Annotated in this window: 12 protein-coding genes; 9 read left to right on the forward strand and 3 right to left on the reverse strand. The window is 74.8% G+C overall.

Going from position 1 to position 18005, the window contains the following annotated elements; translation table 11 throughout:
• The first annotated feature begins 54 nt into the window (after positions 1-54).
• Both I6A81_RS44780 and I6A81_RS10020 read left to right on the forward strand, forming a co-directional pair.
• On the forward strand, positions 55-5088 hold the full coding sequence (locus tag I6A81_RS44780) for a DUF6531 domain-containing protein (RefSeq protein WP_202999383.1): 5034 nt from the start codon (positions 55-57) through the stop codon (positions 5086-5088).
• A complete protein-coding gene (locus tag I6A81_RS10020; protein ID WP_202999384.1) occupies positions 5085-5582 on the forward strand; it encodes a hypothetical protein in 498 nt (165 codons plus the stop codon). The genes I6A81_RS44780 and I6A81_RS10020 overlap by 4 nt, the downstream gene beginning before the upstream one ends.
• Here I6A81_RS10020 and I6A81_RS10025 read toward each other — a convergent pair.
• The 3 genes from I6A81_RS10025 to I6A81_RS10035 all read right to left on the reverse strand — a co-directional run bounded on the left by I6A81_RS10025 (position 5561) and on the right by I6A81_RS10035 (position 13183).
• A complete protein-coding gene (locus tag I6A81_RS10025) occupies positions 5561-5764 on the reverse strand; it encodes a hypothetical protein (RefSeq protein ID WP_202999385.1) in 204 nt (67 codons plus the stop codon). The genes I6A81_RS10020 and I6A81_RS10025 overlap by 22 nt on opposite strands.
• A gap of 207 nt (positions 5765-5971) precedes the next feature.
• Positions 5972-10657, reverse strand: a complete 4686-nt coding sequence (locus I6A81_RS10030; RefSeq protein WP_285222683.1) for an FtsK/SpoIIIE domain-containing protein — start codon at positions 10655-10657, stop codon at positions 5972-5974.
• 264 nt (positions 10658-10921) lie between these two features.
• The gene (locus I6A81_RS10035) at positions 10922-13183 is read right to left on the reverse strand and encodes a potassium channel family protein (protein ID WP_203010161.1); all 2262 of its coding nucleotides are present in this window, start codon (positions 13181-13183) and stop codon (positions 10922-10924) included.
• 278 nt (positions 13184-13461) lie between these two features.
• Here I6A81_RS10035 and I6A81_RS43155 point away from each other — a divergent pair, with 278 nt between their 5' ends.
• From I6A81_RS43155 to I6A81_RS10070, 7 genes are all read left to right on the forward strand, one after another.
• Positions 13462-13779: a gas vesicle protein GvpO gene (locus I6A81_RS43155; protein ID WP_203005006.1), complete on the forward strand. Its 318-nt coding sequence runs from the start codon at positions 13462-13464 to the stop codon at positions 13777-13779.
• Positions 13780-13893: 114 nt separating this feature from the next.
• On the forward strand, positions 13894-14385 hold the full coding sequence (locus I6A81_RS10045; RefSeq protein ID WP_203010162.1) for a gas vesicle protein: 492 nt from the start codon (positions 13894-13896) through the stop codon (positions 14383-14385).
• Positions 14382-15680 (forward strand): GvpL/GvpF family gas vesicle protein, encoded by a 1299-nt coding sequence (locus I6A81_RS10050; protein ID WP_203005008.1) that lies wholly within the window; start codon positions 14382-14384, stop codon positions 15678-15680. The genes I6A81_RS10045 and I6A81_RS10050 overlap by 4 nt, the downstream gene beginning before the upstream one ends.
• Positions 15673-16128, forward strand: a complete 456-nt coding sequence (locus I6A81_RS10055) for a gas vesicle protein (protein ID WP_203005009.1) — start codon at positions 15673-15675, stop codon at positions 16126-16128. The genes I6A81_RS10050 and I6A81_RS10055 overlap by 8 nt, the downstream gene beginning before the upstream one ends.
• Positions 16125-16679, forward strand: a complete 555-nt coding sequence (gvpK, locus tag I6A81_RS10060) for a gas vesicle protein GvpK (protein WP_203005010.1) — start codon at positions 16125-16127, stop codon at positions 16677-16679. The genes I6A81_RS10055 and gvpK overlap by 4 nt, the downstream gene beginning before the upstream one ends.
• Entirely contained in the window at positions 16676-17182 is a 507-nt protein-coding gene (locus I6A81_RS10065) for a gas vesicle structural protein GvpA (protein ID WP_203005011.1), read from the forward strand. Before gvpK ends, I6A81_RS10065 begins: the two co-directional genes overlap by 4 nt.
• Entirely contained in the window at positions 17115-17987 is an 873-nt protein-coding gene (locus I6A81_RS10070) for a GvpL/GvpF family gas vesicle protein (RefSeq protein ID WP_307874564.1), read from the forward strand. Before I6A81_RS10065 ends, I6A81_RS10070 begins: the two co-directional genes overlap by 68 nt.
• Positions 17988-18005 lie beyond the last annotated feature (18 nt).

Raw genomic sequence — 18005 nt, forward strand, 5'->3', positions numbered from 1 at the left:
GTCGGTAGTCCCCGTAGGCAGCGCCGCCGCGCGCCGCGCGAGTTGGAGAAGCGCATGAGCAGCGACTGGGAGGTGCTCGGCCTCACCGCCGACCCGACTCCCGGCGACCCGGAGGCGGTCCGGGCACTGGCCACCCGGCTGGGCGGGCACGCGACGACCGCCGAGAACGGGACCACCCGGCTGCGGGCGGTCGCGGCCGGCGGCGGCGAGCTGGGGATGCAGGGGGACTACGCCCCCGGCTACCGCGAGGCGCTCGACGACCTGCCCGACCAGCTGGCCAAGCTGGCGCGGGCCTACCGGGGCGCCGGCACGGCGCTGGCCGGCTACGCCACCACGCTGACCGAGGCGAAGATCAAGTCCGGCGCGGCGCTGCGCCAGGGCCTGGACGCGCAGACCCGCTACCGGGGTGCCGTGTCACGGGTCGAGGCACTGCTGCCGCCCGACCGGGTGCCGTTGCTGTGGCCGAACGACGAGCTCAACCCGGTCTCGATCGCCCAGGCGACCAGCGGCCTGCCCACGCCCGGCCTCGCCGAGCAGGCGCAGGTGATCGCCCGGGAGGGCCAGGAGGCCAGGCGCGACCGGACGCTGGCCGCGCGGCTGGCCGCCGAGGCGAAGACGCTGCGCGACGGGGCGGCCACGACCTGCGCGCACGGCATCGACGACGCGCTCAAGGACAGCGGGATCAAGAACCGGCCCTGGTGGAAGAAGGCCTGGGACTTCGCCAGTACCCCGTTCCGCTCCTGGGACGACTTCGTGAAGCTCTGCTCCGACGTGGCGCTGGTGGTCGGCGTCGTCGCGATCTTCGTCTCCGGGCCGGCCGGCTGGGTCCTGGGGGCGATCGTTCTGGGGGCGTCGGCCGTCGTGCTGGCCGACACGCTGCGAAGATACGCGCGCGGGCAGGCCTCCCTGGGGCAGCTGGCGCTCGCCGGCCTCGGCGTCATACCTGGCGTCAAGGGACTGTCCACCGCCGGCAAGGGCCTCGGCGCGGCCTCACGCGCGGTCCGGACCGGGCAAGGGGCGAAGACCATCTTCGGGTCGCTGCGCGCGTCCGCGGCGCTCGGGCGCCAGGGGCTGCGTGACATCGCGACCGCGCTCCCCCACGGCATCAAGGCGACGAACGCCGCCCGCGGCCCGCTCCAGAAGGCGAAGTACTTCTCGAAGGCCTCGTGGTGCCGGCTGGGCGGCCGCGACCCGGTCGACATGGCCAGCGGCCAGATGATCCTTCCGCAGGCGGACGTCGAGCTGCCCGGGGTGCTCGGCTGGTCGCTGCGGCGCACCTACCAGTCGGCCTACACCGCGGGCCGATGGTTCGGCCTCGGCTGGAGCTCGACCCTCGACCCGCGCCTCGAGGTCGACGACGAGGGCGTCGCCTACACCGCCGAGGACGGCGTGGTGCTCGCCTTCGAGCATCCGGAACCCGGAGGCCCGGCGGTGCTGCCCGCGTCGGGGCCGCGGCTGGAGCTGGCGCTCGACGAGGCGGGCGCGTACACGATCGTGGACGGCGCCGCCGGGCTCGCCCTGCGGTTCGCGGTACCCGCCGCCGGCCAGCGCGGCGTCGCGCTGCCCCTGGCCGCGATCACCGACCGGGCCGGCAACACGGTCGACTTCGGCTACGACACCGAGGGTGACCTCGCGCAGATCAGCCACTCCGGCGGCTACCAGCTCGACATCGAGACCCGGGGCCACCTGGTCACGGCGGTCAGCACGGTCGCCGTCGGCGACGAGCCGGCGCGCGAACTGGTCCGCTACCGCTACGACCCCGCTGGTCGGCTCACCGGGGTGGTGAACTCCTCCGGCGCGGCGCTGCGGTTCGACTACGACGACGACGGCCGGATCACCCGCTGGCTCGACCGCAACGGCACCGAATACCGCTACACCTACGACGCCCTCGGCCGGGTGGTGCGCACCGCCGGCAGCGCCGGCATCCTCGACGGCACGATCGAGTACGACGACGAACGGCTCGTCACCCGGGAGACCAACTCCCTCGGGCACACCATCGAGCACCACTTCACCGAGAACCTGCGCCCGCGCCGCCAGGTCGACCCGCTCGGCCGGGTGACGTCGTTCGCCTGGGACTGGTTCGACAACCGGACCGCCGTGACCGACCCGCTCGGGCGCACCGTCCGCTACTCCTACGACGAGGCCGGCAACGTCGTCGAGGTCACCCGGCCGGACGGCCAGCGGATCGCCACCCGCTGGAACGGCCAGCGCCGCCCGGTGACCACGGTCGACGCCGACGGCGCCCGCTGGGAACGCGAGTACGACGAGCGCGGCGGCCTCACCGCCGTCGTCGACCCCACCGGCGCCCGCACCGAGCTCACCTACGACGGCCGCGGCCGACTGATGGCCGTCACCGACCCGCTCGGCGGGCTCACCCAGGTCGAGACGGACGCCGCCGGGCTGCCGGTCGCGGTCATCGACCCGCTCGGCGCGGTCACCTCCTACGAGCGCGACACGCTGGGCAGGGTGGTCGCGGTGATCGACCCGATCGGCGGGGTCACCCGGTACGCCTGGACCCCGGAGAGCCGGCTCGCCGCGCGCACCCTCCCCGGCGGCGCCACCGACCGGTACCGGTACGACCCGGAGGGCAACCTCGTCGAGCACGTCGACGCCGCCGGCCTGGTCACCCGCACCGAGGTCACCCACTTCGACCTGCCCGCCGCCCGCGTCGGCCCCGACGGCGCCCGGCTCGCGTTCGCCTACGACACCGAGCTGCGGCTCACGTCCGTGACCAACCCGCAGGGCCTGGCCTGGTCCTACGAATACGACGCGGCCGGGCAGCTGGTAGCCGAGACCGACTTCAACGGCCGGACGCTGCGTTACCAGCACGACGCCGCCGGCCAGCTCACCCAGCGGACCAACGGCGCCGGCGAGACCGTCACCTTCACCCGCGACGCGCTCGGCAACATCGTCGAGAAACACGGCCCGGACGGCGTCACGACATTCGCCTACGACGCGGCCGGCCGGATCCTGCGCGCGACCGGCCCCGACACGCGGGTGACGTTCGAACGGGACGCCGCCGGCCGGGTCGTCGCCGAGACGGTCGACGGCCGTCGCGTCACCTCCGAATACGACGCGCTGGGCCGGCGGGTCCGGCGGACGACGCCGTCGGGCGCGGTCAGCGAGTGGGAGCACGACGAGGCCAGCCGGCCGCTCGCGCTGCGCACCGCCGGCCGCGTCCTGCGCTTCACCCACGACGCCGCCGGCCGCGAGCTGGAACGCGTCGTCGAGGCCGCCGCGCTCGCCGGGCGAAGTGACGCGGGCGAACGAGGCGTCACGCTCCTCCAGACCTGGGACGCCGACCACCAACTGCTCTCCCAGACCGTCACCGCCGGCGTGGCGAGCCTCACCGCCATGCCCGGACTCCCCGGTACGCCCGGCGGCCCGGGCCTGCCTGGCAGCGCAAACCCGCGCGGAGGCGCGGGCCTGCCCGGCGGCGCAAGCCTGTCCGACGTCGCGGGCCTGTCCGGCGGCGCGGGTCTATCCGACGTCGCGGGCCTATCCGGCGGCGCAAGTCTGTCCGGCGTCGCGGGCCTGCCCGGCGGAGGCCCGCCCCGGGGCGGGAGTCCAGCCGGTGGCACCGGTGCCCTCGCCGCCCGCCAGCCCGCGGCGGCCCGGCTGCTGCAGCGCCGGGACTTCAGCTACAGCGCCGACGGCTACGTCACCGAGATCGACGACCTGGTCGGCGGGCTGCGCCGCTTCGACCTCGACCCGATGCGCCGGGTCGTCGCCGTCAGCGGCGCCGACTGGCACGAACGGTATGCCTACGACGCCGCCGGCAACCTCGCCGACGCCTCCTGGCCGACTCCTGGCACGCCGACGGGCCAGACCGGCGTGGCCCGCGAGACCCGCGAGGACGGCGAGGACGGCGAGGACGGGCCGGATGAGCGGGGCACGCGGGAGTACGCCGGCACGCTGATCCGCCGCGCCGGCGCCGTCCGCTACGAGCACGACGCCCAGGGCCGCGTGACGCTTCGTCAGCGCAAACGCCTGTCCGGCAAGCCCCGCACCTGGCGCTACTCCTGGGACGCCGACGACCGGCTGACGACGGTCACCACCCCCGATGGCACCGTCTGGCGCTACCGCTACGACCCGTTCGGCCGCCGCGTCGCCAAGCAGCGCCTGGACGCGGCGGGCGCGGTCGCCGAACAGACCGCCTTCACGTGGGACGGCGCGGTGCTCGCCGAGCAGCACCACACCATCGGCGCTGGCCCGGACGCGGCCGCCCCGGGCATGGCCGAAATCGGCACGGCCGAAATCGGCACGGCCGACCCGGGCGCGCCCGGCGCGCGCACGACCGGGGACGCCGAACCGGAGATCATCACCTGGGACTGGGAGCCCGGCACGTTCCGCCCGCTCACCCAGACCACCCGCCGCGCCGCCACCACCGACGCCGACCAGGCCTGGTTCGACGCCCAGTTCCACGCCATCGTCACCGACCTCGTCGGCACCCCCACCGACCTCGTGGACCCCGACACCGGCCACCTGGCCTGGCACCCCCGCGCGACCCTCTGGGGTGTCACGCCCCCACCGGCCCCCGGCGAGCCCACCTGCCCACTACGCTTCCCCGGCCAGTACCACGACCCCGAATCCGGCCTCCACTACAACTACCACCGCCACTACGACCCCACCACCGCCCGCTACGAAAGCCCCGACCCCCTCGGCCTAGAGCCGTCTCCAAATCCACAGGCGTATGTCCTCAACCCACTCAGTTGGCTCGATCCCTTCGGGCTGGAGGGCTGCAAGGACCTCCTGCACGCGTTTGGCAACACGAAAGGCCCACGACCGCCCAGGACTTCCGATCTTGATATCGGCCCGGACGGCATGTTGGTTCCGCAACGGCCCCCTGCCCCTATGGGGGCTTCCACCTTCGGAGATCCCGCGCAGGCGCCGCTGAGCGGTCATTATCACTCGATACCCGCCGACACGCCGATGCCCCCAGGGCTGGCCGTCGTGCGGGACGGCGTCGACGTCGGAGGACCTCATCTCCCGACGCATGCCACTATCTATCCGACCGAACCCATGACTCCAGAGACCTTCACAGAGCGGTTCACGAGTCTGCCCTGGCAACATGCCGGAAAGAAGTGATCAACGTGGAGCCCTGGGAGGAGCTAGCGGAGGCCGAGAACACATATTTCGCCATCCGTATGCGTATGTTCGCGGCGGGCGCCGAAACGCAACTCCGGAAGGCGCTGGCGACACCACGTGGCCGGCGAACCGCGCTACGGGTCCTCCTGGAAGCCCCAGCCGAGCTCAGGATGGATCTCATAGAACCAGTATTCGAGGCGACTCTTGGTTCGACGGCTGAGGTCGCAACAGCGCGCGCGGTTCTTCGTCTTGTCGATCCAGGATGGCTGACCATGGCGCTGCGCCCGCTGTTGCTCCAGCGCTTCTCAGACAGTCGAGAACCGATTGACTGGAGCGAGTATCGGCGCGCCGCCGAGCTCCTGGGCGAACTTGGCCAGCCTGCACTTCTCGGCCTGCTCCTGTCACTGGGATCAGAAACGGACGATCCCGACGTACGAGAGGTCGTGGATGATTTCTGGAACGTCGCCGAACATCAACCTGACGGACGTCCGTAGAGTTTCGGCTGACGCTCGCCGAACCGACCATTCCCTGCGCCACTGGTTAGAGGGCTTCCCGAAGTCAGACCGGCCAGCAGGAAGACCGTGCCGGTGGTCCTGATCTCGTTGGCGACCTTGAACAGGAACCGGTGCCACGTATCGAGGGTCGGGCCTTTGTGCCCGTGCGGATGCTCGCTCATTGTGTCCGACGTTGCGGGGAATCCTGTCCGACATCAGAGCGCTGAGGGGCCTCGATTCTTGCCCCTGACGTCGGACAGGACGTTCGACATGCCCCTGACGTCGGACAGGGTGTGGCTTCGGGTGAGCACTGAGTGCTGCTGGGCAGCAGTTCCGACCAGACCTCGGTTCTCCGGGGGCGATATTCCAACGCCCCGACCCGCGCATCGCTAACTCGCGAGCTGGATCAGGGTGGCCTTGCCGTTGGTGATGAGGTAGCCGCGGCCGGCGGGGGCGGGGAAGAACTGGTCGGGTTCGAGGCGCAGGCCCGCGTGTTCACGGGTGGTGTGCGGGTTGGTGGGGGTCAGCAGGAACACCGCGCCCGTGGTCTTGATCTCGCTGGCGACCTTGAACAACGACCGGCGCTGGGCGTTGAAGATCGGAGTGGCGTCGCCGCAGAGGAACAGGGCGAGCCGGCCGCGGGCGGACGGGCCCGCTGCCTCCTCGAACAGGGTCGGCGCCTCCGCGAAGTTCACCACCGACGCCGCCACGCTCAACTGGTCGCAGTCGTCGACGACGACGGCGAACTGGCCGTCGCCGAAGGCCTCGGCGGCCTCGCGTAGCTCGGTGTCCTTGAGGTTGCCGCCGACGACGACGCGGACGCCCTCGTCGTCGGCCCCGGCCCCGGCCCCGGCCCCGGCCCCGGCCCCGGCCCCGGCGCCGGCGCCGGCGCCGGCGCCGGCGAGCGCGGCCAGCGGGGAACGTGGCGGGGCGACGAGCAGCACGCCAACGCCGAGGCGGCGTAGGCCCCGGGCCAGGGCCGCCGCGGCGGTGGACCGGCCGGAGCCGGGCGGCCCGGAGACGAGCAGGGCGTGCGGGCCCGCGTCGAACGGGTCGAGGCCGACGACGGCGACGTCGCGGCCCCCGATCCCCAGCGGCAGCCAGGTGCCGGACGGGCGCGGATCGGGCAGCGCCAACTCGTCGCCGCGCACCGTCGTAGGCAGCGAAGGGAAAGCGCGCGGCACGCCGGCGGCCACCGCATCGGTACCGGCGCCGGTACCGCCGGTACCGATGTCGACGCTGGCGGCGTGGGTACCGGCGTGGGCACCGGTGTGGGCGAGGACCTCGGGATCTGCGTAGGTAGGAGCCTCGGAACCGGCGCGGGCATGGTCGGCATGGGCACCGGCGGGGCTGTCGGCCGTCCCGCCGAGGCGAACGTCGTCAGAGTCCCCGGCCCAGCCGCCGGGGCGGCCGTGAGCAGGGACGTCAGGCCGCCAACCCGCGCGGCCCTCAGCAAGATCGCCAGCCTGGCCGCCGACGCGGCTGTTGGCAAAGTCGTCGGCACGGGTCTTGGCGTGGGCGTCGGGGCCGCTCGTGACCAGGACGGCGAGCTCGGCGGCGGTCAGGTGCGGACGGGCGATCTGCAGGTGCGCGCCGGTGGCGGCGTCGGCTGCCCGGCCGGGCAGCTCGGGCGGGGAGACGGCACCGGAGGGCAGGTGCAGCCGGCGCAGCTCCTCCTTTCCGAACGGGAGCAGCACCCGGCGGGTGAACAGCGTCGCCGTCCGGCCGCCGGCCAGATCCTGGCCGCCGAGCGCGACGACGTGCACGCCGACCGGCGGGCCGGACGAGATCACCTCGCGCAGGGTGGTCAGCAGCGAGGTCTCGACGAAGGCGGGGTCGCGGTTCTCGAAGTGGTCCCAGCCGTCGACGACGAGGACGAGCCGTGGCCGGCGCCCGCCGGCGCCGCCGGCACCACCGAGCCGGGACGCCTGGCGGGCGGCGACCTCCTCGCCCAGCCAGGTGACGAGGCGGCGGACCCGGTCGGGCTCGCCGGCGGCGACCACGGCGCCGCAGTGCGGCAGCGCCGCGTACTCGGCCAGGCCGGCCGGGGTGCGTTCGATGACGTAGACGTGCGCCTGGTCGGGCCGGAACCGCGTGGCGAGCGATGTGACGAGGGCGCGGGCCAGCGTGGTGCGGCCGGTCTGCGGGCCGCCGGCGACCAGCAGCCGCTCGGTGCCGTCGAGGTCGAACACGGCGGGTGGCTGCGCCTGGGCGGCCGGGTCGTCGACGAGCCCGAACGGGATCTCGCTCGGCCGGGGCGGCGCGGTCGCGGCGGTGGCCAGGCCGGCCAGGGTGAGGTCGGCGGGCAGCGGCGGCAGCAGCGGGCGAAACGGCGCCGGCCGGGCGGCGAGGTCGGCGGCCTCTTCGATCGCCCAGATCGTCAGCGTCTGGTCGGTGGCGGCGCCGCCGTGGTCGATCTTCTCGTCCGGCCGGGGCAGTCCGAGCGTGGACCAGCCGACGAGGCGGACGCGGGCGGCGCGGGCGCCGCCGGCCGGCGGCGGGTCGCCGAGGTAGCCGGACTGGAACAGCCGCGGCGTGCGGGTCTCGTCCTTGGTGCACAGGATCATGCCGCGCCCGCGCAGCCGGCCGGGGATGCTCGCCGCGTCCGGGACGCCGAGGACCTCGACGCTGTCGGCCGGCTCGTTCTGCCGCAGGGTGATCCGCAGGTCGATGTTGTTCTTGAGCTCGGCGGTGAGCTTGCCCTGCAGCGACTGGGTCGCGAGCACGAGGTGCATGCCGAGCGACCGGCCCTTGGCCGCGACGTTGACGAGCTCCTTGAGGAAGTCGGGCGAGGTCTCCAGCACCCGGGCGAACTCGTCGAAGACCATCACCAGCCGCGGCAGCGGCGCCCCGCCGCCCCGGGCCTGCCCGGCGCGCCAGTACTCGTCGATCTCGCCGCCGTACCGGGCGAGCAGCCGCTCGCGGCGGTTCACCTCGGCGCGCACCGAGGCGAGCACCCTTCGCGCCGCGGCCTCGTCGAACACGTCCGCGGCGGTCTGGCCCGTCGAGCGGATCAACGCCACGACGTGCGGGCAGCGTTCGAACGGCAGGAACGCGCTGCCGCCCTTGAAGTCGACGAGGACGAGGTTCAGCTCGTCCGGTGAGTTCGCGAGCAGCAGCGAGGTGACCAGCGTCTGCAGCAGGATGCTCTTCCCGGTGCCGGTGGCGCCGGCGAGCATGGTGTGCGGGCCCTGGGCGGCGAGGTCGACGGTCACCGGCCCGTCGGCGTCGGCGCCGAGCACGACCCGGGTGGTCGGCCCGGGCGACGCGGCCCACAGGTCGGCGACGTCGCGGGCGGTGGGCCGCCGGACCCCGAGCAGGTCGAGGAAGCGGACCGGGTGGGGGATGCTCACGTCCGAGCTGCCCAGCGTGAGCCGGTCGCGCAGCGGCGCGACGGCGCGGGCGAACATCTCGGCCTCGCCGGTGTCGATCCCCTCGGCGCTGCCGCGCACGACCTGCTCGCCGCGCCCGCGCGTCACCTGGAGGGCGAGGTGGTCGTCGACGACGCACTGCGCCCGGCACTCGGTCATGCCGTGCTCGTCGACGGCGAGGACGTAGACGCCGGCCTCCGGGCCGTCGCGCAGCACCGCCTTCATCCCGGGCAGGTTGCGCAGCGCGAGCGCGCCGTCGAGCAGGACGACGACGTCCTCCTCGAAGCGGACGACGCGTTCTCCGCGCCGCTGGGCCAGACGCAGCGAGACCAGCTCGCGCAGCTCCCGGACCCGCTCGGCCCGGGTGGACTCGGTGTTCCCGACCCAGCAGGCGACGTCGCTCCCGTCGCCCGCCGTGGTGTGCGGCAGCCAGGACGCCCAGGAGAGGTCGGCGTCGTCGGACGAGGTGAGCAGCACGATCCGCAGGTCGTCGGGGCCGCGCAGCACGCCGAGCTGGACGAGCAGCCAGCGGGCCAGCGCGCGGCGCGGCCCCGTCGGCCCGGCGACGCCGAGCACCCCGGCGGCGCGCAGGTCGACGGTCAGCGGCACGCGGCGCAGCGTCGGCTCGGCGAAGTCCGGCCAGCGTTCACCGCGCAGGTCCAGCGACGCGGGGGCGTCGGTGAGGCCGACCCGCAGCAGCATCCCGTCCGGGGAGTCGGCGCCGCGCGCCCAGACCTCGCGGCTGGCGCCGGTCGCGGCCATGGCCAGCGAGACCCGGTCGGGCGCCTGGGCACGCCGCGCCCGCTCCTCGGTGAAGATCCGCTCGCCGAGGTCAAGCAGCACCGCCGCCTTGGCCTGCTCGTAACGCTCCCGGTCGAGCCGGCGCTGGCGCCGGTCGCCGACCTGGTTGCCCATGATGCTGAGTGGGCCGAGCAGGCACATCAACAGCAGCAGCGGCCGCTGCATGGCGAAGGCGAGCACGACGCCCATCACGACCGGCAGCAGGGCGGACAGCCAGATTCCGATCTTCGAGGTCGGCGGGCGGACGGTCGGCGCCGGGAGCGTGACCTCGGCGCGGGCGATCGCCGGCCGGGAGACGAAGGCCCGGTCGAAGTCGAGCCGGCCGTCGCCGGCGGGGGTGGCGACCAGCGGGTGGTGCGCCGCCAGCGGCTCCCACTCCAGCCGGTCGGAGCCGATCTCGAGAACCGCGCCGGGAGGCAGCTCGGCCGGGCCGTCCAGGGCGGCCAGGGCGGCACCGTCGACGAACGTCCCGTTGTGCGAGCCGGCGTCGGTGACGAGCACCCGGCCGGCGAGATCGACATCCAGCTCGGCGTGCTGGCGGGACGCCTCCTCGCAGAGGAGCGTCACGTCGGCGTCGGGCGCGCGGCCCAGGGCGCGGCGGCCAGGGGCGAGCCAGGCGACGAGCCCGGCGTCGTGCCCGTCGACCACCCGCAGCGCGCCGACCACGCCGGGCGCGAGCGCGCGCGGGTCCGGGCCTGGCACGCCGATGCTGATGACCGCGCCCTGCGCCAGCGGGCTCCGCGCGATCGTCAGCGACGGGTCGAGCCATCGCTCGCCGACGTAGCAGTGCTGGCCGCCGGCGGGCAGCGGCAGCGCGTCGAGCACCGAGGCGACGGTGGTGTCCGGCTCCGCGGACACCTCGACGTCGCGGCTCACTCCCGTGGCGGCGTTCCGCGCGGTCATCCTAATGATCAAGATCGGCCCGCCTCGGCCCCGATGCCTACGGGCAGCGGCCCCCGCGCCCGCCTGACAGAACCCGCCATACCAGCCAGTCGCATGTTCCCCCCGTACCGCCACAGAATAGCCGCGCTCCGTGCCCGGTCCGCGCCGGTCGGGCATCGGTGCGCCGACGACTCGTGAGGGCGCGGTGCGTTCCGGAAGCGAGCGGAAGCTCCCGAGGCGCCAGACGGCCCTGGCCGACGATCGTGGCCAGGGCCAGGCCGGCTTCTAGTCGTCGCGTGGGTCGGACTCGGTCGCCCAGACCGCGTGGGCGGGCTGTGGCGGCGCGCCACCCGAGGCCGCGCGGCCCGCGTCGGTCGGACGGTGGTTCAGGCGGATCATGTCGACGACCTGGGTGACCGGGCCGACGACGAGCAGCTCGTCGCCAGGGCGAAGCTGGGTGTGCCGACCCGGCCGGAAGTTCGGCCGGGTCGGGCCGGCCGCCTCACCGTCGCGACCCTGCGCGCCCACCGCCGGGGTGGCCGCGACCCCGGCGTCATCCGCCTCACCCACCTGGCCCGCCTGGCCCGCCTGGCCCGCCTGGCCCGCCTGGCCCGCCTGGCCCGCCTCGACGATGGCGACGGAGTCCACGGTCGCGCTCGGGGCCGTGACGGCGAGGACGCGGGCGCCGGTGGCCAGCTCCGCGAGCGTCGGGCCGGCCAGGGCCACGCCCGGGCGCACGACCAGCCGGGCGACGAGGAACGGGGTGCGTTCGACGTAGAAGGTGCTGATGACGTCGTAACCGAGCGCGGCGCCGACGAAGTACGGTGACGCGAGCGCCGCCGCGCTGCGCACGGTGTGGATGTTGAAGCGGTGCTCCACCTCGTCGGTCATCGTCGAGTCGGCGATCCGCAGCACGACCCGCAGCCCCGCCTCGTCGGCCGGATCCGCGGCGCGCGGCGCCCGGCCGTAGGCCCGCCCGCCGGCCCCGACGGCGTGGCGGGCGCGTTCGTCTCTCGCCTGGGCGAGCTCCTCGTAGGCGTCGCGGGCGGACAGAACGGTCTCGAGGTTCGCGACGCCGTCGCTGGTGAGGGCCACGATCGTGGTCGCGTGACCGATGCCGGCCTGCAGCAGGGTGGCGCGCACCGTCGCGTCGCCGATGACGACGGGGACGCCGCGCTCGCGCGCCACGGACAGGTACCGGTTGTTCTCGTTGCGCTCGATCACCACCACCCGCCGGCCGGCGCGCAGCAGGCCCTCCATCGTCGCCGTGCCGACCTTGCCCAGCCCGCACAGCACGACGTGCCCGCGCACCGCGCCCGCCCGCCCCCGGCCGAGCGCCCGCTCGAGCCGGCGACTGATGATGATGTTGGTGATGAAGGCGTAGATCACCGCGATCGACAACGCGCCGAGGAGCATCAGGACGATGCCGAAGGCCTGCAGCCAGTGGTCGGCGGAGCCGAAGTTGTAGTCGCCGTAGCCGACCGTCGCCATCGTCTCGACCGTCAGGTAGAGCGCGTCGAGGGCGTCGAAGTCGGCCGGGGCAGCCGAGTTGTGGTCGGTGTAGGTCAGCGTCAGCACCGTCGTGCTGATCAGCATGATGGCGAGCACCGCGGCGAGCGCCCAGCGGAAGGGCCGGTCGAACTCGTCGCGGACGGTCGCGATCAGGGCCCGTGCCCGGCCGAGCAGTCCCTGGCCGCCCCCGTCCTGGCGTGGGTCGTCCAGCTGTCCGTGACGCGCGTGGCCGTCGCCGCGGCGCGGCGGCGTGCTGGCGCGCCCGGCGGTGGGGCCGGCGGCCGCGGCGGCGATCTCGGCGAAGGTGCGGGCGTCCTGCAGGCCGGCGACGGTCATCCCGCGGGTATCGAACTCGGCGAGCCGGCCGAGTACCGTCAGCCGGTCGCCCGGAAAGAGCGGTATGTCGCGTGGTGGGCACAGTATCGCGGCGCCTTCGCCGGACCGGCGCAGCGAGATCGGGGTGAGGTCGCCGTAGCGGGCCCGGAAGGCGTCGGCCTCGTCGACGGTGGCCTCGGCGACGACGAAGACCTCGTGGAAGCCAGGCGTGGCGGCGGCGGCGGCGCGGCCGGCCGCGCCGGTCCCGGCGGTCATGGTGAAGGCGTGCACGACGTCGGAGCGCACGCAGGCCTCGACGAAGCTCGGCCCCACCCGGGCAGCCATATTGATCACTCGCGCGGTCGGGATGGCCGCGGCGAGCTGGTCGCCGAGCTGGGCGTTGCCGATGTTCACCACGAGCCGGGTCGCCGGCGCGACCTCGGCGGCGGCGATCGCGGTCTGCAGGTTGTCCAGGTCGACGTCATGGCAGGCGGCGACGGCGAGCGCCGTGTCGATGTCCGCCTCGCGCAGTGCCTCCGAGCTGTGCGCGCTCTCCGGCACCACCCGAACGCCCCGCCGTTCCAGCCGGCGGCGCTGGACCGGCGCGTCCTGGTCGTCGACGACGACCACCGTCACTCCCGACGCCACCAGCTGCTCGGCTACCCGCACCCCGAGGATGCCGAGCCCGCAGACGATGACGTGCCCCGTCACGCTGGCCATGTCCGCCTCCTCCCGCCCGGGAAGCGAACCATGGGGATCCCCACCCGGACGAGGCAGCCGGGCGGAGGTGCGGAGGCACGACCGGTCGCCGACGGCGTCGCCCATGTCTCCCATGCGGCGCGGCATGGGACAAACGGCCGAGTTAGGGCAGGTCACGGCCCACGTCCGCCGGGGCTCGGGGTTTTCGGAGCCGCTCAGCGGGGAGGGGGAACGGGCGGCTGCCGTCCGGCCGTGAACACCTTTCCCCTTGACCCGGACCCGACCAGGTGAGTGATCGCGTGAGCAGTCCGCAACGCGAAGAGCGCCGGTTTGGCGCCGGTCGCGAAGCCCCCGTCGCCCGTGGCGGGCTCGCCTCGGTCCTTCGCTCGGCGCTCGGCCAGTTCGCGCAGCTCACCGGCCAGGAGCCGGAACGAGTGAGTGGGGTACGCCCCGCCGACGACGGCTGGTCCGTTCTCATCGACGTCGTCGAACTCGAACGGATCCCCAGCACGACCAGCGTGCTCGCGACCTACCGGGCGGACGTCGACGCGGACGGCAACCTGTGCGGCTACGAACGGCTGCGCCGGTTCGTCCGCGGCGCCACCGACCCGCTCTGAGCGGGCTGTCCGACCCGACTGCCTTCCCCGGCCGGCGGCCGCTCTGGTCCCGCCCCGCCCCCGCGTCGCCCCGCCCGCCCTGGAGGCGGGCCCATCACCATCCCTGGCAGCGCGATGACCGAGCAGATCCTGACCGCGCACCGGCCCACCCGGCAGTGGACCGGGCCGCGCAGCGACACGCTCGCCGACGTGCTGGAGCGCGTCCTCGACAAGGGCGTCGTGATCGTCGGGGACGTGGTCGTCAGCGTGCTCGACGTCGAGCTGTTGACGCTGCGGCTCCGGCTGTTCATCGCCTCCGCGGACACCGCCCGGGAGATGGGCCTGGACTGGTGGCTGAACGACCCGTTCTTCAGCTCCCGGGCCACGCGGGCGCCGGAGCGGGACCCCGACGCCCTCGCCGACGAGAACCGGCGGCTGCGGGAACGTCTCGACGCGCTGGAGCGCGCGGTGGGCTCCCGCCCCGAGGCGTCCGCCGCCCTGCCGAGCGCCGAGACGGGCGCCTCGGCGGCCGACGTGCTCGCGACGCGGGCCGGCGGGCGGGCCGAGGAGCCCGTCGGCGCCACCCGGCGGCCTGGCCGTCGGACCGAAGCTGGCAGGTCCCGATGACGCGGCCACCCGGAGGCATCCGCCAGCTCGCCGACCGGCTCGTACCAGGCGTCCTCGACGAGGCGGTGGCGGACGCGCGGGAGCAGGCCCGCCAGCGGCTGGCCGCCGCGCTGGCCGAGGAGATCGTCGCCGCGGCCCTCGCCGAGGAGGCGCCCGCGCCGGCACGCACCCGACCGCCGGACCGCCCGGCTCCGCCGGACCGGCCGACAGCGACGACCCAGTCGACGGCGACCGCCCGGCCGACGAGCGCGAACCCGCCGACAGCGCGCGCCGAGCCGGCCGAGCCGCCGGAGCCGGCCAAGCCAGTTGGACCGGCTGAACTCGCTGGACCGGCGGCACCGCCGGAACCGGCGGCACCGCCGGAACCGCTGGAACCGGCGTCGAAGCGGGCCCGTGGCCAGCCGCCGGAGACCGGATCGGTCGCCGAGGTGCCCCGCGGCGCTCCCCCGGCGCGGACCGGCCTGTACGCGTACGGCATCACGGACGTGACGACGGATGCGCATGACCTCGTCGGCCTGGACGACCGGGCCCCGGTCGAGACCGTGGCGGTCGGGGACGCCGCGCTGGTCACCTCTCCGATCGACCTGGGGTTGCTGACCGGGCTGGAGGACGAGGTCTCCGCGGCGGGGCAGCTGTCCGAGTCCGGGCGGCTCGCCGAACTCGCCGGCCGGCATGACCGGGTCCTGAGCCGGCTTCTCGAGCGCGGTCCCGTGCTGCCGCTGCGGTTCGGCACGGTCCTGCCGGACCGGTCACGGGCCGAGCGGCTGCTGCGGGCGTCGGCGGGCGAGCTGGCGGGCGAGCTGGACCGGGTCCGCGACCACCGCGAGTGGGGCCTGCGGGTCACGCCCCCGCGAGACGAGGCCACGCCCGCGCGGGACGGCGAGACCGCCGGCGAGGCGGACGCCCCGGCCACGGGCATCGGCGACGGCGGTGAGCCGCCGGGGGCTGGCGGCGAGCGGCCGGGGGCCGGGAGCGGGACCGCCTACCTGTCGGCCCGGCGGGAGGACCTGCGCCGCGCCGCGCTGCGCGAGGAACGCCTCACCGAGCTGACCGGCCGGATCCACGAGGAGCTCGCCGCGCTGGCGTCCGAGACGGCGATGCGGTCCGGGCGCCCGGGAGCGGGGCGCCTGGGCGCCGCCTACCTGGTCGCGTCCACCAAGGAGGACGACTTCCTCGACGCCGCGGACGCGGCCGAGCACGAGCTGACGGACGCCGGCTGCGAGGCCCGCCTCACCGGCCCCTGGCCGCCGTACTCCTTCGTCCGGCTGACACTTGGGGAGGCGCGCGATGTCTGACCCCGCCCGCCGGGCCGAGCCGCGGCGTGACCCGAGGGCCGCCCATGGGGCCGGCCGCGGCCCGGGACCGGCCCGCCGCCGGGGGCTCGGGACCGGCCGCGCGTTGTCGGACCTGCTGGACCGGGTCGTCGACCAGGGGGTCGTGGTCAGCGGCGACGTGATCATCGGCCTGGCCGAGGTCGACCTGATCCGCCTGGACCTGCGGCTGCTGCTCGTCGGCGCGCAGAGCGCGATCGAGGCGGGTGCCGGGGCGGAGCTTCGCCCCTACCTGACGTCGGGCGACGAGCGCGCCGGCGACGCGCTGGACGGCGCGGGCGACGTGATCGAGGGCGACGTGGTCCGCGGTGACCTCGCGGGCGACGCAAGGAGTGACACCGCGGCCGGCGGCGAGCGGCACGCCGACGAGGGCGCCCGGCGGCACAGAGCCGGCGCGAGGGCCGAGCCGTGACGGCGCCGGGACGCCGTGGCCGCGCCGTGCGCCTGACCGCGAACCCGGAGGAGGTCGGGCGCGGGCTGGGGCAGGTCGTCGTGGTGCTCCTCGAGCTGCTCCGTGACCTGCTGGAGCGCCAGGCGGTGCGCCGGATGGACAGCGGCACGCTGCCCCCGGAGCGGGTCGAGGACCTGGGCCGGGCGCTGATCGAGGTGCGCGCGGCCATCGCGGAGGTCCGGGAGTCGCTGGGCGTCAGCGCCGAGCAGGCACGGTCGGCCACCGAGCGGGCCCGCGAGCTGGTCGGCGACTGGCCGCCGCCCGACGTCGGCGCCAGCCGTACCCGCGGGGGCGCCGCCGGCCGTACCGGTGGGGGTGCCACCGGCCGTACCGGCAGGGGTGCCGCCGGCGGGCCAAGCGACGCGGGTCGCGAGCGGGACGACGACCCGCGCACAGGCAGCGGGATACCGGCTGCCGGCGGCCTCCTGGGGACCGGCCGGCGCCACCACGAGAGAGGGCGGCCGGCGGCGCGGGCTCGCGGCGCGGCGCCGCCCGGTTGGGACCTGCCATGACTTTGGCGACACAGTCGATCAATCGCGCTCCCCGCCCGAGCAGCCTCGCTGACGTGCTCGAGGTCGTCCTCGACAAGGGCATCGTCATCGACGCGTATGTGCGGGTCGCGCTGGTCGGCATCGAGATCCTCACCATCGATGCCCGGATCGTCATCGCGAGCGTCGACACCTACCTACGGTTCGCCGAGGCGGTCAACCGGCTGGACCTGTCCTCGAGGGAGCGGGAACAGGTCACGGGTGTTCCCGGACTCGTCCAGTCCGTCAGCGAGGGCGGATCGCGGCACAAGGCGAAGGGAGCCCTGGAAGGCGTCAAGGACACCGCGCAGGACTTCGTCTCGTCGCTGCGCGGCGACGACGACCGGGACGAGGCCGAGATCGAGCGTGGCTCCCGGCACGAGTACTCCCACAGCGATGCCCGCGAGTACTCCCACAACGGTGCCCGCGACCTGCCTCCTGGCCGGGCCGCGCCCACCGGCCGGGGCGGCGGGCGCGGCGGGGGCTGACATGGCGCCGCTGTTCCTCTACGGCGTGGTCCGCGACGACCACCCGCCGCCCGACCCGGCGTCGCTCGGCGTCGGTGACCCGCCGGGACGGATCCAGCTGGTGCGGCACGGCCCGGTGGCCGCCGTCGTCAGTCCGGTCGCTGACGCGATACGGGTCGCCGACCGGGACGCGGAACGCCACCTCGACGTCCTCCTGGAACTGTTCGACGCCGGCCCGGTCATCCCGCTGCGGCTGGGATCGGTCGCTCCCGACGAGGACGCCGTCCGCGAGGAGGTGCTGGGCGAGGCGGCCCCCGAGCTGCGCCGGCGGCTCGACGCGCTGGAGGGCTTCGTCGAGGTGCACGTCGACGCGGACGAGTCGGAGATGAGCGCCATCCGGGCGGTCATCGCGGCCGACCCGTCGCTGGCCGCGGCCCGGGACAGGTCGGGCGACGCGGACCTGTCGAACCGGGTCGCGCTCGGTGAACGGGTCGCTGACGGCGTCGTCCTGCGCCGCCTGCACCAGGCGGAGATCCTGCTCGAGGAACTACGCCCCTGCGCGGTGGCGGACACCGGACGGTGGGCGATGGGCGGCCCGGAGGATCCCGTCCTGCGCTGGGCCTTCCTCGTCCACCGGGACGCCGGCCCGGGCCACCTCGACCTGGAGCAGTTCGACCAGGCGGTGGAGCGCGTCCGCCACGGCCATCCCGAACTCGTGATCGGGTACGTCGGGCCGTTGCCCGTTTTCCACTTCCTCGAGCTCGTCGAGCCCGACGAACCCGCCGGGGCGGCCAGCGAGCCGTCGCGCGGCCGGTGGGGCTGGTGAGCCCGATGGCCCAGCGAA

Source organism: Frankia nepalensis (assembly GCF_016786325.1).
Lineage (GTDB): Bacteria > Actinomycetota > Actinomycetes > Frankiales > Frankiaceae > Pseudofrankia > Pseudofrankia nepalensis.

Bases quoted from the DNA above. Each gene is read 5' to 3' on its own strand.
- I6A81_RS10045 (WP_203010162.1), top strand. From the start codon at position 13,894: ATGACCGAGCAGATCCTGACCGCGCACCGGCCCACCCGGCAGTGGACC.
- I6A81_RS10065 (WP_203005011.1), top strand. From the start codon at position 16,676: ATGACTTTGGCGACACAGTCGATCAATCGCGCTCCCCGCCCGAGCAGC.
- I6A81_RS44780 (WP_202999383.1), top strand. From the start codon at position 55: ATGAGCAGCGACTGGGAGGTGCTCGGCCTCACCGCCGACCCGACTCCC.
- I6A81_RS10030 (WP_285222683.1), bottom strand. From the start codon at position 10,657: ATGACCGCGCGGAACGCCGCCACGGGAGTGAGCCGCGACGTCGAGGTG.
- I6A81_RS10035 (WP_203010161.1), bottom strand. From the start codon at position 13,183: ATGGCCAGCGTGACGGGGCACGTCATCGTCTGCGGGCTCGGCATCCTC.
- I6A81_RS10055 (WP_203005009.1), top strand. From the start codon at position 15,673: ATGTCTGACCCCGCCCGCCGGGCCGAGCCGCGGCGTGACCCGAGGGCC.
- I6A81_RS10025 (WP_202999385.1), bottom strand. From the start codon at position 5,764: ATGAGCGAGCATCCGCACGGGCACAAAGGCCCGACCCTCGATACGTGG.
- I6A81_RS10050 (WP_203005008.1), top strand. From the start codon at position 14,382: ATGACGCGGCCACCCGGAGGCATCCGCCAGCTCGCCGACCGGCTCGTA.